Source organism: Pseudomonas sp. ASL4 (genome assembly GCF_056680395.1).
Genome location: NZ_CM155280.1, coordinates 1,717,956 through 1,740,225, shown reverse-complemented (window position 1 = coordinate 1,740,225; position 22,270 = coordinate 1,717,956). Strand labels below are relative to the sequence as shown.

The 22,270-nt window shown below is 59.0% G+C and carries 22 protein-coding genes; 4 read left to right on the top strand and 18 right to left on the bottom strand.

Going from position 1 to position 22,270, the window contains the following annotated elements; genetic code table 11:
* Entirely contained in the window at positions 1-1,341 is a 1,341-nt protein-coding gene (locus AC1MEW_RS07875; protein ID WP_480425942.1) for a sigma-54-dependent transcriptional regulator, read from the top strand.
* A gap of 130 nt (positions 1,342-1,471) precedes the next feature.
* On the opposite strand, the gene thiO is transcribed toward AC1MEW_RS07875, so the two are convergent.
* Genes thiO through AC1MEW_RS07840 form a run of 7 tightly spaced genes read right to left on the bottom strand, consistent with a single transcriptional unit; the run spans position 1,472 to position 8,266 of the window.
* The gene (thiO, locus tag AC1MEW_RS07870; RefSeq protein WP_201198055.1) at positions 1,472-2,572 is read right to left on the bottom strand and encodes a glycine oxidase ThiO; all 1,101 of its coding nucleotides are present in this window, start codon (positions 2,570-2,572) and stop codon (positions 1,472-1,474) included.
* Positions 2,573-2,628: 56 nt separating this feature from the next.
* On the bottom strand, positions 2,629-3,030 hold the full coding sequence (locus tag AC1MEW_RS07865) for a type IV pilin protein (RefSeq protein WP_201198056.1): 402 nt from the start codon (positions 3,028-3,030) through the stop codon (positions 2,629-2,631).
* 15 nt (positions 3,031-3,045) lie between these two features.
* Positions 3,046-6,156, bottom strand: a complete 3,111-nt coding sequence (locus AC1MEW_RS07860) for a pilus assembly protein (protein WP_480425939.1) — start codon at positions 6,154-6,156, stop codon at positions 3,046-3,048.
* Complete coding sequence (locus tag AC1MEW_RS07855; protein WP_322269687.1) at positions 6,143-6,625, bottom strand: pilus assembly PilX family protein; 483 nt, start codon at positions 6,623-6,625, stop codon at positions 6,143-6,145. The genes AC1MEW_RS07860 and AC1MEW_RS07855 overlap by 14 nt, the downstream gene beginning before the upstream one ends.
* An 11-nt stretch (positions 6,626-6,636) precedes the next feature.
* Positions 6,637-7,350 (bottom strand): PilW family protein, encoded by a 714-nt coding sequence (locus AC1MEW_RS07850; protein WP_201198059.1) that lies wholly within the window; start codon positions 7,348-7,350, stop codon positions 6,637-6,639.
* A complete protein-coding gene (pilV, locus tag AC1MEW_RS07845) occupies positions 7,347-7,796 on the bottom strand; it encodes a type IV pilus modification protein PilV (RefSeq protein WP_201198060.1) in 450 nt (149 codons plus the stop codon). The genes AC1MEW_RS07850 and pilV overlap by 4 nt, the downstream gene beginning before the upstream one ends.
* Positions 7,793-8,266: a GspH/FimT family pseudopilin gene (locus tag AC1MEW_RS07840; protein WP_201198061.1), complete on the bottom strand. Its 474-nt coding sequence runs from the start codon at positions 8,264-8,266 to the stop codon at positions 7,793-7,795. The genes pilV and AC1MEW_RS07840 overlap by 4 nt, the downstream gene beginning before the upstream one ends.
* A gap of 129 nt (positions 8,267-8,395) precedes the next feature.
* On the opposite strand from AC1MEW_RS07840, the gene AC1MEW_RS07835 reads away from it, so the two are divergent.
* Positions 8,396-8,953: a GspH/FimT family pseudopilin gene (locus AC1MEW_RS07835; RefSeq protein ID WP_201255785.1), complete on the top strand. Its 558-nt coding sequence runs from the start codon at positions 8,396-8,398 to the stop codon at positions 8,951-8,953.
* Here AC1MEW_RS07835 and ispH read toward each other — a convergent pair.
* The 6 genes from ispH to murJ all read right to left on the bottom strand — a co-directional run bounded on the left by ispH (position 8,922) and on the right by murJ (position 16,506).
* On the bottom strand, positions 8,922-9,869 hold the full coding sequence (gene ispH / locus AC1MEW_RS07830; RefSeq protein WP_201255784.1) for a 4-hydroxy-3-methylbut-2-enyl diphosphate reductase: 948 nt from the start codon (positions 9,867-9,869) through the stop codon (positions 8,922-8,924). The two genes, AC1MEW_RS07835 and ispH, sit on opposite strands and share 32 nt — an antisense overlap.
* 236 nt (positions 9,870-10,105) lie before the next feature.
* The gene (fkpB, locus tag AC1MEW_RS07825) at positions 10,106-10,543 is read right to left on the bottom strand and encodes an FKBP-type peptidyl-prolyl cis-trans isomerase (RefSeq protein WP_201194680.1); all 438 of its coding nucleotides are present in this window, start codon (positions 10,541-10,543) and stop codon (positions 10,106-10,108) included.
* A 7-nt stretch (positions 10,544-10,550) separates the two neighbouring features.
* A complete protein-coding gene (lspA, locus tag AC1MEW_RS07820) occupies positions 10,551-11,063 on the bottom strand; it encodes a signal peptidase II (RefSeq protein ID WP_054051366.1) in 513 nt (170 codons plus the stop codon).
* The gene (gene ileS, locus AC1MEW_RS07815) at positions 11,056-13,887 is read right to left on the bottom strand and encodes an isoleucine--tRNA ligase (protein WP_201255783.1); all 2,832 of its coding nucleotides are present in this window, start codon (positions 13,885-13,887) and stop codon (positions 11,056-11,058) included. The genes lspA and ileS overlap by 8 nt, the downstream gene beginning before the upstream one ends.
* Entirely contained in the window at positions 13,888-14,838 is a 951-nt protein-coding gene (ribF, locus tag AC1MEW_RS07810) for a bifunctional riboflavin kinase/FAD synthetase (protein ID WP_201198065.1), read from the bottom strand. It lies immediately after the preceding gene.
* Between the two features lie 129 nt (positions 14,839-14,967).
* Positions 14,968-16,506: a murein biosynthesis integral membrane protein MurJ gene (gene murJ / locus AC1MEW_RS07805; RefSeq protein WP_322269694.1), complete on the bottom strand. Its 1,539-nt coding sequence runs from the start codon at positions 16,504-16,506 to the stop codon at positions 14,968-14,970.
* A gap of 252 nt (positions 16,507-16,758) precedes the next feature.
* On the opposite strand from murJ, the gene rpsT reads away from it, so the two are divergent.
* Positions 16,759-17,037, top strand: a complete 279-nt coding sequence (gene rpsT, locus AC1MEW_RS07800; protein WP_008154937.1) for a 30S ribosomal protein S20 — start codon at positions 16,759-16,761, stop codon at positions 17,035-17,037.
* A 184-nt stretch (positions 17,038-17,221) separates the two neighbouring features.
* On the opposite strand, the gene AC1MEW_RS07795 is transcribed toward rpsT, so the two are convergent.
* The 5 genes from AC1MEW_RS07795 to rplU all read right to left on the bottom strand — a co-directional run bounded on the left by AC1MEW_RS07795 (position 17,222) and on the right by rplU (position 20,985).
* Positions 17,222-17,686: a CreA family protein gene (locus tag AC1MEW_RS07795; protein WP_480425934.1), complete on the bottom strand. Its 465-nt coding sequence runs from the start codon at positions 17,684-17,686 to the stop codon at positions 17,222-17,224.
* Positions 17,687-17,698: 12 nt separating this feature from the next.
* Positions 17,699-18,817, bottom strand: a complete 1,119-nt coding sequence (gene proB, locus AC1MEW_RS07790) for a glutamate 5-kinase (RefSeq protein WP_201205034.1) — start codon at positions 18,815-18,817, stop codon at positions 17,699-17,701.
* Between the two features lie 124 nt (positions 18,818-18,941).
* Positions 18,942-20,165: an Obg family GTPase CgtA gene (gene cgtA, locus AC1MEW_RS07785; RefSeq protein WP_201198068.1), complete on the bottom strand. Its 1,224-nt coding sequence runs from the start codon at positions 20,163-20,165 to the stop codon at positions 18,942-18,944.
* A 195-nt stretch (positions 20,166-20,360) separates the two neighbouring features.
* Positions 20,361-20,636 carry a 50S ribosomal protein L27 gene (rpmA, locus tag AC1MEW_RS07780; RefSeq protein WP_046048788.1) on the bottom strand — a complete coding sequence of 92 codons (276 nt, stop codon included), beginning with the start codon at positions 20,634-20,636 and terminating at the stop codon, positions 20,361-20,363.
* A 34-nt stretch (positions 20,637-20,670) separates the two neighbouring features.
* On the bottom strand, positions 20,671-20,985 hold the full coding sequence (gene rplU / locus AC1MEW_RS07775; protein ID WP_201198069.1) for a 50S ribosomal protein L21: 315 nt from the start codon (positions 20,983-20,985) through the stop codon (positions 20,671-20,673).
* Positions 20,986-21,225: 240 nt separating this feature from the next.
* Between rplU and AC1MEW_RS07770 the strand changes: the two genes are divergently transcribed.
* The gene (locus AC1MEW_RS07770; RefSeq protein WP_201198070.1) at positions 21,226-22,194 is read left to right on the top strand and encodes a polyprenyl synthetase family protein; all 969 of its coding nucleotides are present in this window, start codon (positions 21,226-21,228) and stop codon (positions 22,192-22,194) included.
* Positions 22,195-22,270 lie beyond the last annotated feature (76 nt).

Below are 22,270 nucleotides of genomic sequence, written 5' to 3'. Positions count from 1 at the left end.
ATGAGCCCACGGCAAAAAGTCCTGATCGTCGACGACGAACCGGATATCCGCGAACTCCTGGAAATCACCCTGGGACGGATGAAACTCGACACTTTCAGTGCCCGCAACCTTGGCGAAGCCCAAGCCCTGCTGGCCCGGGAGTCATTCGACCTGTGCCTGACCGACATGCGCCTGCCGGACGGCACTGGTCTGGAACTGGTGCAGCACATCCAGCAACGTTACGCCCAAGTGCCGGTGGCGATGATCACCGCCTACGGCAGCCTGGAAACCGCCATCAACGCCCTCAAGGCTGGTGCCTTCGACTTTCTGACCAAACCGGTGGACCTGACCCGGCTCCGGGAACTGGTCACCATTGCCCTGCGCCTGCCCGCACCCGGTGGCACCAGTACCGCCATCGATCGACGATTGCTCGGCGATTCGTTGCCCATGCGCAGCCTGCGTAAACAAATCGACAAGCTGGCCCGCAGCCAGGCACCGGTGTACATCAGCGGTGAATCCGGCAGCGGCAAGGAACTGGTCGCTCGTCTGATTCACGAACAAGGCCCGCGCGCCAATCGTCCCTTCGTCCCGGTCAACTGCGGGGCGATACCGTCGGAATTGATGGAAAGCGAATTTTTTGGCCATCGCAAAGGCAGTTTCAGCGGCGCCATCGAAGACAAACCAGGCCTGTTCCAGGCAGCCCATGGCGGCACTCTGTTCCTCGATGAAGTGGCTGATTTACCGCTGGCGATGCAGGTCAAACTGCTGCGGGCGATTCAGGAGAAAGCCGTGCGCAGCGTCGGCGGCCAGCAGGAAACCGTGGTCGATGTACGCATCCTTTGCGCCACCCATAAAGACCTCGACGCCGAAGTCAGTGCCGAACGTTTTCGTCAGGATTTGTATTATCGGCTCAACGTGATCGAGTTGCGGGTGCCGCCCCTGCGTGAACGCCGGGACGATATCGAGACACTCGCCAGCCATGTACTCAAGCGCCTGGCGGCCGGCACCGGCCAACCCGCGACAAAACTCCACCCGCTAGCCCTTGATGCGCTGAAAAGCTACCGCTTCCCAGGCAACGTGCGGGAACTGGAGAACATGCTCGAACGCGCCCACACCTTGTGCGAGAACAAACAGATCGAAGCCAGCGACTTGCGCCTGGCCGACGGTAACTGCGCTGCCGAAGCCGGCGTGCCGGACCTGACCCGGATCGACAATCTGGAAGATTATCTGGAAAACGTCGAACGCAAACTCATCCTCCAGGCGCTGGAAGAAACCCGCTGGAACCGCACGGCGGCGGCGCAGCGGCTGAATCTGTCGTTTCGGTCGATGCGCTACAGGCTGAAGAAACTCGGTTTGGATTGAGGGCCCCTTCGCGAGCAAGCCCGCTCCCACTTTGATCTCCAGTGTTCACAAATAATATGTTCACCGAAGTTCCAATGTGGGAGCGGGCTTGCTCGCGAATGCGATCTGACAGTCGACAAAGATCCTGCGACTAGATCCGCCCAACCGGCGCATACGGTGCCGGATCAATGATCGGCGCCCTGCCCAGCATCACATCCGCAAACAACTGACACGACGCCGGTGCCAGCACCAGCCCATTGCGATAATGCCCGCAATTGAGCCAGAGCCCGTCAAACCCTGGCACCCGGCCAATGTAGGGAATGCCTTCTGGCGAACCCGGCCGCAACCCGGCCCAGTGGCCCACCACCTCGGCATCCGCCAGCGCCGGAATCAACTCCACGGCCGAGGCTTTCAGGCTTTCCAGCGCCGATTCGGTCGGGGTCTTGTCGTATCCTTCGTGCTCCAGCGTACTGCCGATCAGGATATGCCCATCGCGTCGCGGAATAGCATATCGCCCCTTGGCCAGCACCATGCTCGGCAGGAAGTCCGCCGCGCATTTGTAGAGAATCATCTGGCCTTTGACCGGCTCGACCGGGAGCTCCAGGCCAAGGCTTTTGAGCAAGTCGCCGCTCCAGGCTCCGGCCGTCAGCACCACCTGATCACCATAAATCGCACCCGTTGATGTCTGCACCCCGACCACCGCATCGCCTTCACGGATAAACCCGCTGACTTCGCACTGCTCATGGATCGTCACGTTCGGCAGCGCCACCAGCGCCGCTTTCAAGGACTTCACCAGCCGTGGGTTGCGCACATTGGCCACATCGGCCATGTAGATCGCCCGGGAAAAACCGCTACCCAAGACAGGCACAGCGTCATGAGCCGCCGAGATATCCACAGCCCGTAGCGGACGATTTTCCCGCTTGGCCCAGGCCAGCGCTTCGGCCTCGTCGTCCAGGTCCAGCCAGTACAGCCCGGTTGTGTGCACTTCGGGGTCGACACCGGTGGCGGCAAAAAGCCTTTCACCCAGCTGTGGATAGAAATCCTGGGACCAGTGAGCCAACGCAGTAACCGCCGGGCTGTAGCGCCACGGATAGAGCGGCGAAACGATGCCACCCCCGGCCCACGATGACTCCTGGCCGACGTTCGAGCGATCCAGCAGCACAACGCTCTGTACTTCGGACGCGAGATTGAATGCGGTCAGCAGGCCGATCACCCCGCCGCCGACAATCACCACTTGCTGTTGCCTGCTCATGTTCTGATCCAACCGTTCAATAGACAGAGGGCGCAAGAGGCACCCGAAAAAGAAACTCAGCGACCCCAGCAATCCTTGGTGACCAGCCCGGCCTGGGCGTTGACCATGCCTCTGACGCCGGTACTGGTGATGGTGAAATCGCCGCACTTGTCAGTAGCCATGGCCGCGCCGACCTTGCGCACAGCCGTCACGAGGAAGGTCTGATCGGTGATGGTCGGTGTAATGGTGTAGTAGTCGTTACCCGCGCTCAGGCCTGTGACGTTGGTGTAAACGTTATTTTTTGAATAGAACCGCTCAAGAATCTGCGCTTGATCGGAAAGCAGCCCGACCACGTCGGCGCGACGGCCCTTTTTCACGTATTCGGTGAAGCTCGGATAGCCAATGGTGGCGATTATCCCGATGATCGCAATCACGATCATGATTTCGATCAGGGTAAAACCTCGGTTGGATCTGCGCATTGCCTCAACTCTCACTTACTGTATTTGTCGCCACATGATGCGACGGCTGCCGCCACCGCCGGGTTTCTCCACAAGGGAGGTGATGCCGCCGCTGGAGTCGTTCACGATCTTGCGGGACGCATTGTTGACGACCGCGTTCAGCGTTGGAATACCACCGGTGAAAATCACCCCGCTGGAAATCGCATCGTTGCTGTCGACCACCCCGTCACCATTGGTGTCGAGCACTGCGTAGTTGAGCATCTTACCGCTGAATGCATCCAGTTCGACCAGTTTGCCGGTGCCGAAACTGGCGCAAGGGTCGGTGGTATCCACGCTGGCCGTGGTGAACACGATCCGACCAGCCACCAGACTGGCCTGATTGATCACCCGCTCACCCGTCAGCACGTTGTTGTAAACCAGCGGCAGGTACCAGCCCTGCTCCGCCGGGTAAGTCGTTTCATTCTGAGTCGTGGTGATGAACTGCCCGCCGGTGCTGCTGGTGGTCACTCCGGTCACCGCCTGTGCCTGCAAACTCGACACGGTCAGTTGACCAGCGCCGCCATTGGCATCCCAGACTGCGTAAAAGGCCTGGAGATCCTTACTGGTCTTGTCGGTGGTCTCGTTGAATTTGCCGGTGCCGAAAAACACTTCCTTGCCGCCCAGGGAGTTGTCCGCCAGCAGCGGTTGCGCGGTAATCGGCTGAGTGGTGCCACCGGGAGTCGTGAACAACGGCTTGCCGGAAAAGGCCACGCCCCAGGTGTCGGTCGTCGCGCCGCTCAGGTCGAACTTCCACATGCGCCCTTTCAAGTCGCCGCCATAAGCGGCCTGCACCACGTTCTGCGAGTTGACCTTGAGCTTCACCGACGACAAGCCGTTGGTGGTTTCGGTACTGTCGATGACGATTTTCTTGATCAGCGAACCGTCACGAACATCCACCACATACAACGCCGCGACACCGGAATTGCTCCCATAACCATTGGAGATGAATGCCGCCCAGCGCCCATCGGCCAAGCGTGCCACTTCGGGGCGGGCATAGGCATAACCCAGGTCATTGAAAACGTTTGCCGTGTTCGCAGTGGTCGGCGCACTGATTTCCCACAACGCATTGAATACATTGCCCGCCGAGGCATCGAACAACTGCACGGCGTAGAACGTCTTGCCACCGGCCCCTACACCGCCAAGGGCCAGGGTTTTCCAGGCGCTGTTGAGTTGCATATCGAACACGCCGACCTGACCATCGACCAGAAACTTGTGGCTCACCCCGTTGATGTAGGCGGGATCGGCGATGTAGTGCAACGATGGCAACACACTCGAAGGCATATAGGCAAAACGTCGGGCGCCGTTGGCCGCGTTGATAACGTTGAGGAAGCCGTTGTTGGCATTGACCACCAGGCTGGCGCTCATGTTGGCCGCTTTGGTTGCCAGGTAGGCGGTGTAAGTGGAGTCGCCCACCAGGTCCGAAGCGGTTTGGTCTGTGGGCGAAGCCAGTGCCAGCGGCGAGTTGATGATGTCTCCCAGTAGCACCGTGCGTACTTTCAGCCCGGTCTTGTTGGTGCCCTTGCTCCATTCCACCAGATCATTGCCGACGATGCCGGTCGGCAGGCTCAAGCCGAGTGACGTTTGCTGGGCCGGGGAAAAGTTGCTGTAGGCCAGGGTAATCACAGCGTTGGTAAGGCTGTTCCAGGACTGGTAGATCGGGGCCGTAGCGCCAGGCACGATGACCGTGTCGGTGGTCCATAACACCGCTGCGGTGTTCACCGAACCGCTAGTGGTGAAACCATAGGACTTGATCGTCCCGCGCCAGTCCTTGGGGTCGTACGTGGTCTGGTAGTAACTCGAACCGCTGGCCAGCGTGCTGCTGCTGGTGACACCACTCCCGCCGGATCCAGCCTTGGAGGTGATGTTACTCAGGGCAGAAGACAACGCCGCGTTGAGGCCGGCAGCGTCGTTAGCCTGGTAATACAAGCCTTGGCCGTAAGCCGCTGCATCCGACAACATCTGGTTGGACGAGGTGAATCCGACGGTATAGGTGTTCATGTTCTGCTTTGGGAAATCCGCGGAATTCCAGGCCTTGCCCGCCAGATCCGTACCGGTCGAACGCATGTCGATGTCGAAGGCGAACTTGGCGATATCGTCCAGATACAGCGTATCGCCCTCGTTGTCGCCATTGAGGTTGTTGCCGTCATTGTTGATCCCGTCCCAGTTCGGCAAACGGCTGCTGCCCAGAGGGTCGTTGGTCGGGAACGTGCGGTCGTAAGTCGGCAAGCCATCGGTGATCACCACGCCGTAATTCTTTTGGCAGCGGTACTGGATCGGGCTGGTGTAGGTTGTCGGCGTCGAGTTGTAGTACGGCGTCATGCCACGAAAGTAACGGGTGATTTCGTAGTAGGTTTCGGCCAATGGCGTGTTGGCGATGGCGCTCAAGTTGTTGATGGCTGAGATCAAGTTGTTGTAATTGTTGTCAGCTTGAGACTGGGTGACGCTGCCGGTGACGACCGCCAGATCGCTGATGGAACGTGCGATATATCCGCCGTTTGCAGGGCTGTTGCCGGTAGGCGGATTGAAGGTCGACAAACCGATACGCAAGCCCCGGTTACTGGTCACCAATGCCGTGGAAACGTTGCGCGCAACGTTGACTCGATAGTCGTTGGGAATCGAACCGTTAGTGAAGTCACGGTTGCTGCCGTTCGCCAGGCCCACCAGATAAGAAAGGTAGTCGCCGGTATATCGGGTGTTGCCATTACCGACAGGGTCCGGAAGCTTGATGCATTGAGGGGTCAGGCTGTTGTTGTAAAAGGCGTAGGCATTGCTGGAGCAACCGGACTGGGGAAGGCTTGAAAGAAAGATCGAATCACCGACGATATCGCTTCCGCTAAAACATAACCCCAGGAACAAATTACACTGCCTGGCCGGCGTTCGGCCCGTCACTGTCGGATCAAATCCCGCCGCATAGATGATAGTGTTCATGCTCCCCGAATCGTCGATGAGCAGCATGACATTCGGCGGCACGGCGGCGGCGCTCAACAGTGGTGAATCCGATGGCGTGAAGGCATAGGCCGGCGCCGCCAGGTACAAGGCCAATAAGGCGCCGCAAACCACTTGCGCCCATCGTCGGCTCCAGCGACCTCGAGCATCAATACTTGGCATAGACGCTCTCCACCACACTGCGAATGTTGTTACCCACGATGCCCACCGCCGTGACCCGATACAGCGTCGCCGAGGTGTTGCTCGGCACATTGATGGCCGTCAGCGTGGTGCCGATGTTCTGCACCCCATAAAAACCGCCGCCGGCGGCGATCCAATTGACCCCCGACGTGGAGTTGAGCCCGGCACCGGTCACCGTTGAGGATTCAGCCGGCGGCGCGCATTGAGCCGTGGAGCCGCACACTGCCAGCGTATAGGTTGCCAGTTGCACCGCGCTTTCGCCGATGCGCAAGTTCATCTCGGCCAGTTGAAAGGATTGATTGCGCAGGGTCACGCTGCCGGCCATTTTTTCCTGGAGGGTCGCGTTTTGCATCGATGAAATTCCGATCAACGTCAGCAGCAACAGAAACACCAGGCTGATCAACAAGGCCATTCCCTGTTGGTCTTTTTGCATTTTTGTCAGGGTTCTCATCCGGCACTCACCTACTGAAGCCGGTTGCGCAAAGCGGCAACCACGTTGAAAGTTTGATTGCGCACGCGGTTGTTGGGATCGGTCAGGGTCAAGGTCAGGCGAACACTGCGGATCAGCGCGGGGTTGGCCGGGTTGCTGCTGTAACTGGAGGCCCCCACGTCAGTGGTGCTGGTGGCGACACCGAACGACACGTTGAATGCGCTGACGTTGTTGACCAGCACCGCCTGGGTCGGCGTGCCGCTGCCGACGCCCATCAACAGTTGGTTGTTGCTGAAGCTGTAAATCAACCGGCGAATCGGGAAAGCCATTTGCCCGGAGGCCGGTGCCCGCACGCCCGTGTAGGCCGACGCACTGTTTCGACAGTCGGAAACTACCGTCCAGGTCGGCGTCCCGCCGTTACCACCCACATCTGCCGTGACCAGCGTGAGCTTGAGATTGGTGTTGTCCCAACTGATCGGCGCTAACTGACTGGCATTGAAATCACCCGCCGAACTGGCGTCAGTGACAGTCGTCAGGCAACCGAACATACCGACCCCGCGGATTTCCTGAATCATCTTGCTCAATACAAACCGCGCATCTTCCTGCATGCCGGCCGCGGTGTTCTGGCTGACGTAGGTGTTTTTGGCCGAGATGAAAATCTGCGCCACACCCAGCACCACGATCAGGCTCAGTATCAGCGCAATCATCAATTCGATCAGGCCAAAGCCTCGGCTGTAATGTTTCATGGTGTCGTCACCGGGTCGGCGGTGGCGCGACTGGTCAGAACGAAACTGCGACGCGTGTTGGCGACATTAGCGGCTCGCGAGTCATCCCAGGTGATGGTGATGGTGTACACCCGCAGATTCAGCGTAACGCTGCCAGTGGCGCTCGCACCGCCGAAGTTGACGATGTTGGTGGTGAAATCGTAGAGATCCTGATCCCGGGCAACGCTCAGGTTGCCCGACGTCGGAGGCGTGACGGTATAGTCGGCGCCGGAGTTGGCGCGGATGCGGTCCATCATGTCGTAGGCGATAAAACTCGCCTGGCTGGTCATTCGCGAGCTGTCGGTGTACTTGAGCGCGTTCAACTGAACCGCCGCCGCCCCCAACAACCCCACCGTCAGAATCAGCAACGCGACCAGTACCTCGATCAGCGTCATGCCCTCCTGAGCACCCTTGCTCCGTTCCCTCATCCGCAACTTCCACCCAGTAGAATCCGTCCGTTCAAGCACACATTCAGCGTCCTGCTCTGCGCCCCCAACACATAACTGATCACCACCGCCGAGGACGGTGCCGACAAACCGCCCAGATTGTTGAAATCGATGGTGGTCACTCCTGAGGTTAGCGTCAGAGTCGCACCGCTGCTCATCGCCGGAACAACCCGCAATACATTGGCCGGTGTGCCAGTACTGTCGTAGACCGTCAGTTCCCCGGTCCAGACACTGCCACCCGCCGTTGGGCGCAGCCGCGTAGTAATGCCCCGGTCGATGGCCTCCAGCCGTGCGTAATTGAGCCCTCGCTGCAAGTCGCCGATCTCGGTATCGGCCCGGGTGCCTTGCACCGAACGGGTAAACATCGGCACGGCCATCGTGATCAGGATCAGAAAAACCGCGAGGGTGATCAGCACCTCGACCAGCGTGAAACCTTTTGTACGATGATCCATCGGTGCCCTCCGTTGCCGTCGGCTATACCTGCCCTTACACGCTAGAACATTCGACCGGCAGATGTACGGTTGTTTTGCCATTACTCGCGCAAGGATTGCGCGAACGCAGCATTCCACGGAGGGAAATACATGCATCAGCAAGGTTTCAGCCTGATCGAACTGCTTATGGGACTGGCAATTGCCGGGATTGTTCTATTGCTGGTCAGTCCGGCGTTTGCGGCGCTTACCGAATCGAATCATCGTGAGCAGGCCGCGCAATCACTTATCAGCGGCATACGCAACGCCCGGACCGCAGCCCTCACACACAACCAGAACGTGGTGATTTACGGTATCAACGGCGATTGGAGTCAGGGTTGGCGGATCATTCTGGACATCAGTGGCAAGGGGCCTGAGGACAGCAGCAATCCGCTGCTGGTCGAGCGTGCGAGTGACGCTCGGGTGCCGATTGTCGGCAACTGGCATGTTGAAAAGTTTGTACGCTTCAGCCCTCTAGGCCAACCGTTGATGCCGGGCAGGGCCTTTCAAGCAGGGACATTGCACCTCTGCGCAGCCCGCGAACCCATCAGTCACCTACAGGTGGTGATGGCCGCGACTGGTCGCGTCCGCCTGAGCAGCCACAAGGCTGAACAGGCGTTATGTCCCGGGGGCAAAAGCCTTAAAGCAAAGAGCGCACGCGCAACTCTTTAGGCATGGAGAAGGTGATGTTCTCCTCGCGGCCGGCCAGTTCATCGGCACCGGTAGCGCCCCAGGCCTGCAACTGCTGGATCACGCCACGCACCAACACTTCAGGTGCGGAGGCACCAGCGGTGATGCCGATGCGCTCGACGCCGTCGAACCAGCTCTTTTGCAGGTCTTCGGCACCGTCGATCAGGTAGGCCGGTGTAGACATGCGCTCGGCCAGTTCACGCAAGCGATTGGAGTTGGAGCTGTTCGGGCTACCGACCACCAATACCACGTCGCACTCGTCGGCCAGTTGTTTGACCGCGTCCTGACGGTTTTGCGTGGCGTAACAGATGTCGTCCTTGCGTGGACCTCCGATGGCCGGGAAACGCAAGCGCAGGGCATCAATGACGCGACTGGTGTCGTCCATGGACAACGTGGTCTGGGTCACAAACGCCAGTTTCTCGGGATTGTGTACTTGCAACGCAGCGACGTCTTTCTCGTCTTCAACCAGGTAGATCGCGCCGCCATTGCTGCCGTCGTACTGGCCCATGGTGCCTTCGACTTCCGGGTGACCGGCATGGCCGATCAGGATGCATTCACGACCGTCACGGCTGTAGCGTGCGACTTCAATGTGCACCTTGGTCACCAGCGGGCAGGTGGCATCGAACACTTTCAGGCCACGGCCGGAGGCTTCGGTACGCACAGCCTGGGAAACGCCGTGGGCACTGAAGATCACGATGACGTCGTCCGGCACCTGATCCAGTTCTTCGACAAAGATTGCCCCGCGGTTACGCAGGTCTTCGACGACGAATTTATTGTGGACCACTTCGTGGCGCACATAGATTGGCGGCCCGAAGACTTCCAGGGCGCGGTTGACGATTTCGATCGCCCGGTCCACGCCGGCGCAGAAGCCACGGGGGTTGGCGAGTTTGATTTGCATGCTGTGCCTCGTGTCTTGCGCGCAAGAAATAGCGAAAACAGTGAAAAACTTGATGTGGGAGCGAGCTTGTTGTGGCGAGGGGGCTTGCCCCCGTCCGATTGCGCAGCAATCGTAAACCAGCCACTACGGACTCATTCAGAATCGCGTCGGCTGGTTTCAGGGGCGCTTCGCACCCCAACGGGGGCAAGCCCCCTCGCCACACAAACCCGCTCCCACACTAGACCGTGTTCGGTCAGTTACAGCGATTTGACGTCGAAGATCTCGACTTCAAAGGTCAATGTCTTGCCAGCCAGCGGGTGGTTGAAGTCGATGGTCACTTGCTCGTCATCGAAGGTTTTCACCACACCGGGCAGCTCAGTATTGGCCGCATCGTTGAAGATCACCAGCAAACCCGGCGACAGCTCCATGTCCTTGAACTGCGAACGCGGGATGATCTGTACGTTTTGCGGGTTAGGCTGACCAAAGGCGTTTTCCGGCGCAATCGTCAGCGTCCGCTTATCGCCAGCCTTGAAGCCGAACAGGGCCGCTTCGAAACCTGGCAGCAGGTTACCGTCGCCGACCTTGAAGGTCGCCGGGGCTTTGTCGAAGGTGCTGTCGACGGTGTCGCCGTTCTCCAGGCGCAGTGCAAAGTGCAAGGTGACTTCCGTGTTCTGGCGGATGCGTTGCTCAGCCAATACCTGTTCAGTCATGAACGGTTTCTCCGGTCTTCTTACTTTTGAACATGTCCAGCGCGAGCATCACTGCCCCGACGCTGATGGCGCTATCAGCAAAGTTGAACGCCGGGAAATACCAGCGGTTCTGCCAATGCACCAGAATGAAGTCGATCACATGGCCCAGGGCAATGCGGTCATACAGGTTGCCCAACGCGCCACCCAGCACCAGCGCCAAGGCGATAGCCAGCCAGGTTTCGTTGCGGCCCAGGCGTTTAAGCCAGACCACCAGCACCGCACTGACCACGACGGCGATCAGCGCAAACAACCAGCGCTGCCAGCCAGAGCTGTCGGCCAGGAAGCTGAACGCCGCGCCGGTGTTGTAGGCCAGGGTCCAGCTGAACAAATCGGGGATCACCACGATTTGCTGATACATCTCGAGCTTGCCTTCAAAGTAGAACTTGCTGGCCTGGTCAATGACCAGGACCAGCAGGCTCAACCAGAGCCAGCTCAGCCGTCCGAAACGGCCAGCCGCGTTAGGCATAATGACGAACCTCGCCAGCGCCGCTGATGTTGTCGACGCAACGACCGCAGATTTCCGGATGTTCCGGGTTCACGCCGACGTCTTCACGGCAGTGCCAGCAACGGGCGCACTTGGCGAAGGCCGACTTGACGATTTTCAGCTTCAAGCCGCTGACTTCGGTGACTACCGCGTCTTCTGGCGCCTGAACAAAAGGCGCAACGCTGGCGGTCGACGTGATCAGTACAAAGCGCAGTTCGTTGCTCAGCTTGGCCAGGTCGGCGCTCAGCGCCTCCTCGGCGAACAGCGTCACTTCGGCTTGCAGGTTGCCACCGACAGCTTTCGCTGCACGCTGGATTTCCATTTCCTTGTTGACCGCGACCTTCACCGCCATGATCCGCTCCCAGTAGGCGCGGCCCAGTTCAACGTTGTCCGGCAGCTCGGTCAGGCCTTCGTACCAGGTGTTGAGCATCACCGATTCGTTACGCTCGCCCGGCAGGTATTCCCACAGTTCGTCGGCGGTGAACGCCAGGATCGGCGCGATCCAGCGCACCAGCGCTTCGCTGATGTGGTACAGCGCGGTTTGCGCCGAACGGCGGGCCTTGCTGTTGGCGCCAGTGGTGTACTGACGGTCCTTGATGATGTCGAGGTAGAACCCGCCCAACTCCTGCACGCAGAAGTTGTGGATCTTGGAGTAGACGTTCCAGAAGCGGTATTCACCGTAGTGCTCTTGCAACTCACGTTGCAGCAGCAAGGTGCGGTCCACGGCCCAACGGTCCAGCGCCAGCATTTCTTCGGCCGGCAGGATGTCGGTGGCCGGGTTGAAACCGGTCAGGTTCGAGAGCAGGAAGCGCGCAGTGTTACGGATACGCCGGTAGGCGTCCGCACTGCGTTGCAGGATCTGGTCGGAAACCGCCATTTCACCCGAGTAATCGGTGGAAGCGACCCACAGACGCATGATGTCGGCGCCCAGAGTGTCGTTGACCTTTTGCGGCGCGATCACGTTGCCCAAGGACTTGGACATCTTGCGGCCCGACTCATCCACGGTGAAACCGTGGGTCAGCAGCTCGCGGTACGGCGCGTGGTTGTCGATGGCGCAACCGGTCAACAGCGACGAGTGGAACCAGCCGCGGTGTTGATCCGAGCCTTCCAGGTACAGGTCGGCACGCGGGCCGGTCTCGTGGCCCATCGGGTGCGAACCGCGCAGGACGTGCCAATGCGTGGTGCCCGAATCGAACCAGACGTCCAGGGTGTCGCTGATTTTGTCGTACAGCGGCGCTTCGTCACCGAGCAGCTCGGCAGCGTCCATCTTGAACCAGGCTTCGATGCCTTCGACTTCAACTCGCTTGGCGACTTCTTCCATCAGCTCGGCGGTACGTGGGTGCAGTTCGCCGCTTTCCTTATTCAGGAAGAACGGGATCGGTACGCCCCAGTTGCGCTGACGGGAGATGCACCAGTCCGGACGGTTGGCGATCATCGAGTGCAGGCGCGCCTGGCCCCAGGCCGGAACGAACTTGGTTTCTTCGATGGCTTTGATCGCCCGCTTGCGCAGGGTTTCGCCGGAAGTCGGCTCTTTGTCCATGCCGATGAACCACTGCGCGGTGGCGCGGTAGATCAGCGGGGTCTTGTGACGCCAGCAGTGCATGTAGCTGTGTTCGATGATGGTGGTGTGCAGCAGCGCACCGACTTCGGTCAGCTTGTCGACGATGGCCGGGTTGGCTTTCCAGATGAACTGGCCGCCAAAGAACTCCAGCGACGTCGCGTACACGCCGTTGCTTTGTACCGGGTTGAGGATGTCGTCGTTGACCATGCCATACGCTTTGCAGGTCACGAAGTCGTCCACGCCGTAGGCCGGTGCGGAGTGAACCACGCCGGTGCCAGCGCCCAGCTCAACGTACTCGGCCAGGTAAACCGGCGACAAGCGATCGTAGAACGGGTGACGGAAGTTGATCAGCTCCAGCTCTTTACCGGTGGTGGTCGCGATGACCGAACCTTCCAGGCTGTAACGGGCCAGGCACGACTCGACCAGCTCTTCAGCCAGTACCAGCAGTTTGTCGCCGACATCGACCAGGGCGTAGTTGAATTCCGGGTGGACGTTCAGCGCCTGGTTGGCCGGGATAGTCCACGGGGTGGTGGTCCAGATCACGATCGAAGCAGGCTTGGCCAGCGACGGCAGACCGAAAGCGGCAGCCAGTTTGGCTTCGTCGGCAATCGGGAAGGCTACGTCGATGGTCGAAGACTTTTTGTTCTCGTACTCGACTTCCGCTTCAGCCAGGGCCGAACCGCAGTCAAAGCACCAGTTCACAGGCTTGAGGCCCTTGAACACGAAACCGCCCTTGACGATTTCGGCGAGTGCGCGGATTTCACCAGCCTCGTTTTTGAAGTCCATGGTCTTGTACGGGTTGGCGAAATCGCCCAACACGCCCAGACGGATGAATTCGGACTTCTGGCCTTCGATCTGCTCGGTGGCGTAGGCACGGCACAGTTCGCGGGTTTTGTCCGCGCCCAGGTTTTTGCCGTGGGTCACTTCGACTTTGTGCTCGATCGGCAGGCCGTGGCAGTCCCAGCCCGGAACATAAGGCGCGTCGAAACCCGAAAGGGTCTTCGAGCGGATGATCATGTCCTTGAGAATCTTGTTCAGCGCATGACCGATGTGAATCGTGCCGTTGGCGTACGGAGGACCGTCGTGAAGCACGAACTTCGGACGATCCTTGCCAATTTCGCGCAACTTACCGTACAGGCCAATGCTGTCCCAGCGCTGCAGAATCTGCGGTTCGCGCTGGGGCAGGCCGGCCTTCATTGGGAAGGCGGTGTCCGGAAGGTTTAGCGTGGCTTTATAGTCGGTCATTTAAGGCTCTTCATTAGCGATTGGCGCTAGGTGCGACAGGGCACGGGCGGCGGCGACATCCGCATTGATCGCCGTCTTAAGCGCCTCCAGAGAGGCGAAACGCTGCTCTTCACGCAGCTTGTGGTGGAAAACCACCGTCAAACGCCGGTCATACAGATCGCCGGCAAAATCTAAAAGATGCACTTCGAGGTGGGCTTTGCCATCACCTTGGACCGTTGGCCGCACGCCGATGTTGGCGACGCCTGGCCAGGTCTTGCCGTCGATGTCGACGTTGACCAGGTAAACTCCGGTCAGCGGCACGCGACGGCGCTTGAGTTGTATGTTGGCAGTTGGCGTACCGAGTTGGCGCGCCAGCTTCTGGCCATGCAGGACGCGCCCGGCAATCCGGAACGGACGACCGAGCAAGCGTTCGGCCAAGGCAAAATCGGCAGCGGCCAGGGCATTACGCACCTGGGTGCTGCTGACGCGAATACCGTCCAGCTCGACGGTTTGCGCAGCCTCGACGGTAAACCCCTGCAGGACGCCGGCCTGTTGCAGGAAATCGAAATCCCCTACCCGATCACAGCCAAAACGGAAGTCGTCACCGACCTCCAAATGCTGCACGCCCAGACCGTCTACCAGAATCGTATCGACGAATTCGCTGGCGCTGAGTTTGCTCAGGCGCTGGTTGAACGCCAGGCACAAGACCCGGTCGACCCCTTCGTCGGCCAACAGCTGCAGTTTGTCCCGCAACCGGGCCAGACGGGCCGGGGCCGTGTCTGGGGCGAAGAATTCCCGCGGCTGCGGCTCAAAAATCACCACGCAGCTGGGTACGTTCAACTCGAGCGCGCGTTCACGCAGCCGGGCCAGGATAGCCTGGTGACCACGGTGAACACCGTCAAAGTTGCCAATAGTGGCGACACAGCCCCGATGCTGGGGGCGCAGATTGTGGAGGCCTCGAACCAGCTGCATAACGCGCTTCTTGCTCATAAAGTGGTCGATTATAACCACACCCGGCGGCCGACGACAGGCAACACCGTAACCCAAAGTGATCGAGCCGACAAAACTGCCGGCCCGCCCGTGTTTATCGAGGTAAAGACCTCAGCTCAACGCCTTGCGATTGAAGTCGCGCAAACGGAAGCCCATCAACAGCAACATGCCGAAATAGGACACCATGCCTGCCACCACCAAGGCGCCCAGACGCAGGAAACGCTCAAGCATATGCCCCTGATCCCAGGCCGGCATGAAATGCATTCCGGCCAGCAATACCGCGGACATCACCAGCACAGCAATCACCAGCTTAAGGCCGAACTTCCCCCAGCCCGGTTGCGGTTGGTACATCTGTTGTTTGCGCAGTTGATAGAACAACAAACTGGCGTTAATGCAGGCACCAACACTGATAGCCAGTGCCAGGCCGGCATGGGCCAGTGGACCGATCAACACCAGGTTGAACAGCTGGGTAACAATGAGGGTGAAAATCGCGATTTTCACCGGTGTGCGGATGTTTTGTTGCGCATAAAAGCCCGGCGCCAGCACTTTGATCACGATAATCCCGAGCAAACCGACCGAATAAGCGATCAACGCCCGCTGGGTCATCGATGCATCAAACGCGCTGAACTGGCCGTACTGGAACAACGAAACGGTCAGCGGCTCCGCCAGAATCCCCAGTGCCAGGGAGCACGGCAACACCAGCACGAAGCACAGGCGTAGGCCCCAATCGAGGATTCGCGAATACTCGTGGCGATCCTTGCTTGCGTAAGTCTTGGCCAGGGTCGGCAGCAGAATCGTGCCCAACGCCACGCCCAGCACGCCGGACGGCAACTCCATCAAGCGGTCGGCGTAATACATCCACGATACAGAGCCGGCTACCAGGAACGAGGCGAAGATGGTGTTGATGATCAGGGAAATCTGACTGACGGAAACCCCAAGAATCGCCGGCAACATTTGCTTCATTACCCGCCAGACGCCGGTGTCGCGCAGATTCAGCCGCGGCAACACCAGCATGCCGATCTTTTTCAGATGCGGCAGTTGATAGAGCAGTTGCGCCAGGCCACCGACCAGCACCGCCCAGCCCAGGGCCATGACCGGCGGGTTGAAGTACGGCGTCAGGAACACCGAAAAGATGATCATGCTGACGTTCAGCAGCGTCGGCACGAAGGCCGGCACCGAGAAACGGTTATAGGTATTGAGGATCGCCCCGGCCAATGAGGACAGGGAGATCAATAAGATGTAGGGAAAAGTCACCCGCAACAGGCTGGACGTCAGTTCGAATTTTTCCGGTGTATCGGTGAAACCCGGCGCCGTGGCCCAGATAACCCAGGGTGCGGCGATCATGCCCAGCGCCGTCACCAGCGCCAGCACCAACGTCAGCAGGCCCGAGACGTAGGCAATAAAGGTTCGCGTCGCCTCTTCGCCTTTCTGGCTCTTGTATTCGGCAAGAATCGGCACGAATGCCTGGGAAAACGCCCCTTCGGCGAAGATCCGCCGCAACAGATTGGGCAGTTTAAAGGCGATAAAGAAGGCGTCGGTCGCCATCCCAGCACCAAATGTACGTGCGATGAGCGTGTCACGAACGAACCCCAGAACCCGGGAAAGCATCGTGATAGAGCTGACGGCGGCTAACGATTTGAGCAGATTCATTGAAAGAGTTTGTGCCTGTCGATAAACAGCAGGCGAACAAAGCGCCTACTTATGCGATACTCCGCGCCGCAGCAGCACAGAGCCAAAGCTCGCGAGTTTACAGGTCAAGCGCCGGAAATAAATATCCCGCCTCTTTATACCTACCACTTAGCGGAACGTCTCAACCGCCCTTGACAAGACATCAACTCATCGGCATGATTCGCGGCCTATTTTGTTTGCTATTTCCTAAAAAGTCTTTCGAGGAGCTCGACGGTGGCCAACACACCTTCCGCCAAAAAACGTGCAAAACAGGCTGAGAAGCGTCGCAGCCACAACGCCAGCCTGCGTTCCATGGTTCGTACCTACATCAAGAATGTAGTTAAGGCCATCGACGCAAAAGACGCTGAAAAAGCTCAAGCTGCTTACGTTCTGGCCGTGCCAGTTATCGACCGTATGGCCGATAAAGGCATCATCCACAAGAACAAGGCTGCTCGTCATAAGAGCCGCCTGAACGGTCACGTCAAGGCTCTGAACCTTGCTGTTGCCGCATAAGCGATAAGCTTGTTAAAAAACCGACCCTAGGGTCGGTTTTTTATTGCCTGCGATTTAGCAAATCCAGCACAAAAAATGTGGGAGCGGGCTTGCTCGCGAAGGCGGCGCATCAGTCGACATCTGCATTGACTGACACACGGCTTTCGCGAGCAAGCCCGCTCCCACATTCTGGATCTGCGCTAACTTATTGAGCGTGAGCCCATGGCAAGATCGGAATCGCCGTCACCGCATTCTGCGGGCTACCCTCGATCAAACGATCGCTATAGACCAGGTACACCAGCGTATTGCGCTTCTTGTCGAGGAACCGCACCACCTGCATGGTCTTGAAGACCAGCGAAGTGCGCTCCTTGAACACCTCTTCACCATCCTTCAGCTCGCCTTTGAAGCTGATCGGCCCGACTTGGCGGCAAGCCAAGGACGCTTCAGCGCGATCTTCAGCCAGACCCAAGCCACCCTTCACGCCGCCCGTCTTGGCGCGCGACAAGTAGCAGGTCACGCCATCGACCTTCGGATCATCGAAAGCCTCGACGACGATGCGGTCATTCGGGCCGACAAACTTGAACACCGTCGACACCTGACCAATTTCCTCGGCCGAGGCCAGCAGCGGCATTGCCAACAGCAGACCCAACAATCCTTTTGCCACGCGCATTGAGATATTCCTTCAGACCAGAATCAGGTTATCGCGGTGAACCAGCTCTGGCTCCGCCATGTAACCCAATAAACCGACAATCGCCTCAGACGACTGACCGATGATTTTTTGTGCCTCAAGGGCGCTGTAGTTAGCGAGACCACGAGCAATTTCGCGACCGTCTGGCGCCACACACACCACCATTTCTCCACGACGGAAACTGCCCTGGACCAGCTTGACACCCACCGGCAGCAAACTTTTATTGCCCTTGGACAATGCCGTTACCGCACCCTCATCCAGCACGAGGGTGCCACGGGTTTGCAGATGCCCGGCCAGCCACTGCTTACGCGCCGCCAGCAAGCCGCGCTCAGGCGACAGCAGGGTGCCGATGCGCTCGCCAGCCTTGAGACGATCCAGCACGCGATCAATGCGCCCACCGACGATGATGGTGTGCGCACCGGAACGTGCCGCCAGGCGCGCAGCACGCAATTTGGTCTGCATGCCGCCACGACCCAGCGCACCACCGGTACCACCCGCCACTGCATCCAGCGCCGGATCATCAGCGCGCGCTTCGTAAATCAGCTTGGCGCCAGGGTTGTTACGCGGATCAGCGTCGAACATCCCGTCACGATCGGTCAGGATCACCAGCAAGTCAGCCTCGACCAGGTTGGCCACCAGCGCCGCCAGCGTGTCGTTGTCGCCGAAACGAATTTCGTCGGTGACCACGGTGTCGTTCTCGTTGATCACCGGAATGACCTTGAGTTCGACCAGCGCGCGCAAGGTACTACGGGCGTTCAGGTAGCGCTTGCGGTCGGACAGGTCGTCGTGCGTCAGGAGAATCTGCGCGGTATGCCGGCCATGCTCGGCAAAGCTCGACTCCCAGGCCTGCACCAACCCCATCTGACCGATGGCGGCAGCCGCCTGCAACTCGTGCATTGCACTGGGTCGTACGGTCCAGCCCAGCCGACTCATGCCAGCAGCCACCGCCCCGGAGGACACCAGCACCAGCTCGACGCCCGCCTCATGCAAGGCCACCATCTGTTCAACCCAGACACCCATTGCCGCGCGATCCAGGCCCTTGCCGTCCGCCGTCAGCAAAGCGCTGCCGATCTTCACGACCCAACGCTGCGCACCTGTCACCTTGCTCCGCATCATCTTCAACCTTAGTTTGAGGACAGCGCGACCCAGCGCTGCCCATAACGTTATTCGGTGACTACCGATTTCCAGATACTAAAACGCCGCTCCAGAGAGCGGCGTTTAAGTTTATCGCAACGAATCAGTCACGCACGTAAATGATTTCCGGACCGTCTTCGTCATCCACATCTTCTTCGTCCCAATCATCGTCGCCGATGTCATGGACCGACTTCACGCCGGTGCGGCGCAGGGCACGCTGGTCATCCAGGGCCTGCAACTGAGCACGGGCTTCGTCTTCGATGCGCTGATCGAGGTCTGCCAACTCTTCTTTGTAGGCCGGGTCGTTCGCCAGGCGATCAGCACGATCTTCCATGTATCGCATGATGTCGTGGCACAGACGCTCGGTACCGAGCTTGGAGATGGCCGAGATCACGTAGACCGGACCGGTCCATTCCAGGCGATCAACGATCTCCTTGACGCGTTCATCGTGCTCTTCTTCAAGGATCTGGTCGCACTTGTTCAGCACCAACCAACGATCACGCTCAGCCAGGGACGGGCTGAACTTGGTCAGTTCGCTGACGATGACTTCAGCAGCATCTGGTGCGCTGGCGTCATCGAGTGGCGCCATGTCCACGAGGTGCAACAGCAGGCGGGTACGCGACAAGTGCTTGAGGAAGCGAATCCCCAGGCCCGCGCCGTCGGAAGCCCCTTCGATCAGCCCCGGAATATCCGCGACCACGAAGCTTTTCCAGCGATCGACAGAAACCACGCCCAGGTTCGGCACCAACGTGGTGAACGGGTAGTCAGCGACTTTCGGCTTGGCGGCCGACACCGAACGGATAAAGGTACTTTTACCAGCGTTCGGCAAGCCCAGCAGGCCAACGTCGGCCAACACTTTCATTTCCAGCTTGAGATCACGCGCCTCACCCGGCTTACCCGGAGTGGTCTGACGCGGAGCACGGTTGGTACTGGATTTGAAACGGGTGTTACCCAGACCGTGCCAGCCGCCATGAGCCACCAACAGACGTTGGCCGGCCTTGGTCAGGTCGCCAATGACTTCCTGAGTGGCGGAGTCGATAACGGTCGTGCCCACTGGAACGCGCAGTACCAGCTCTTCACCTTTTTTACCGGTGCAGTCGGTGCTACCGCCGTTGGAACCGCGCTCGGCATCGAAGTGCCGGGTATAACGGTAGTCCACCAGGGTGTTGAGGTTTTCGTCGGCGATCATGTAGACCGAGCCGCCATCACCACCGTCACCGCCGTTCGGACCACCGTTCTCAATGAATTTTTCGCGACGGAAGCTCATGCAACCGTTGCCGCCGTCGCCGGCCTTTACTCGAATAGATACTTCATCAACAAACTTCATAACAAAACGCCTCTCGTCATACGGACGAGCCGAAAAACACTAAGACATAAGACTCTTGCAAAAATGAGCGCAGCGACCTCAAGCAACTACCGCAAATCCAGCTGCTTTCGCCCATCACAAACAGCTTTGCAAGAGACTCACCCCACAAACGAAAAAGCCCCGTCGCGAGACAGGGCTTTTCCAGCATCTACGTAATTATGCCGCGACGACTGCAGTCTTCGGGACAATGCTCACGTAACGGCGGTTGAAAGCGCCTTTTACTTCAAACTTGATCACGCCGTCGATTTTAGCGAACAGAGTGTGATCTTTACCCATGCCAACACCGTAACCGGCGTGGAATTGGGTGCCGCGCTGACGCACGATGATGTTGCCCGGAATGATAACCTGGCCGCCATACATCTTCACGCCAAGGCGTTTGGCTTCTGAGTCGCGACCGTTACGGGTACTACCACCAGCTTTTTTGTGTGCCATGAGTCAATTCTCCTAGTGAGGAATTAGGCTGAAATTAAGCCTGAATACCGGTGATTTTGATCTCGGTGTACCACTGGCGGTGGCCCATACGCTTCATGTGGTGCTTACGACGACGGAACTTGATGATGCGGATTTTATCGTGACGACCTTGGGAAATCACTTCAGCCACAACGGTAGCGCCTGCAACAACTGGAGCGCCGATGTTCACGTCATCGCCATCGGCGACCAACAGAACGCGATCAAAAGTAACGGATTCGCCGGTAGCGATTTCCAGTTTTTCGATCTTCAGGTATTCACCTGGGGCGACCTTGTATTGCTTGCCACCAGTAACAATTACTGCGTACGACATGGTATTTCTCCGATAATCCTGCTCACCCAGCTCTTTATAAGAAGAGGTATTGGCTGGCATGGCTGCATAGGGCTGGAAGGCCTGATTGCAATTGCGTAAGGCAGGTGCTGCCCAGGAAGTTCAGGGTGCGCGATTGTACGCAAGCTGCCGAAGTGTTGCAAGAGGCCGTCCATCGCGCCTTGACAGGTCCGGACGTGGGTCCTAGCATGCCGCGCAACCCTTCTGGAGCAACTGTCGCTGATGCAACCCCAAGCTTTCTACCGCGCGGTGGCGGACGATTTTAGCGCCGTCGACGGCATCATCAAGAAGCAGCTGACTTCCCGAGTGCCGCTGGTATCGAAAATCGGCGACTACATTACCTCGGCCGGCGGTAAACGCCTGCGTCCTCTACTAGTGTTGCTGTGTGGCAAGGCCCTGGGTCGCGAAGGCGATGACTTGCGCCTGCTGGCCGCCACTATCGAGTTCCTGCACACCGCCACCCTGCTGCATGACGACGTGGTCGACATGTCCGGCATGCGCCGTGGCCGTTCGACCGCCAACGCCATGTGGGGCAACGCCCCAAGCGTGCTGGTCGGCGACTTCCTGTATTCGCGCTCCTTCGAAATGATGGTCGAACTGGGCTCCATGCAAGTCATGAAGATCCTTTCGCAAGCCACGCGGATCATCGCCGAAGGCGAAGTGCTGCAGCTGTCGAAGATCCGTGACGCCAGCACCACCGAAGAAACCTACATGGAAGTCATCCGCGGCAAAACCGCGATGCTCTTCGAAGCTTCGACCCACAGCGCAGCAGCCCTGTGCGAAGCCACCCCGGAACAGAGCGAAGCGCTGCGCACCTTCGGTGATCACCTGGGCGTAGCCTTCCAATTGGTCGACGACCTGCTGGATTACAAAGGTGATGCGGAAACCCTGGGCAAGAACGTCGGTGACGATCTGGCCGAAGGCAAGCCGACCCTGCCGCTGATCTACACCATGCGCGAAGGCACACCCGAGCAGGCTGCACTGGTACGCCAGGCGATCCAGAAAGGTGGCATCGAAGACCTGGAAAGTATCCGCGGGGCCGTTGAAGCTTCCGGTTCGCTGGAATACACCGCGCAACTGGCCCGTGATTACGTGGCCCGTGCAATCAAATGCCTCGACGCCCTGCCGGCCAGCGAATATCGCGATGCGCTGGTCGAGTTGAGCGAGTTTGCGGTAGCCCGCACGCACTGATTGCAACCACAGCAAGATCAAAAGATCGCAGCCTTCGGCAGCTCCTACAGGGTACACATTCCCATGCAGGAGCTGC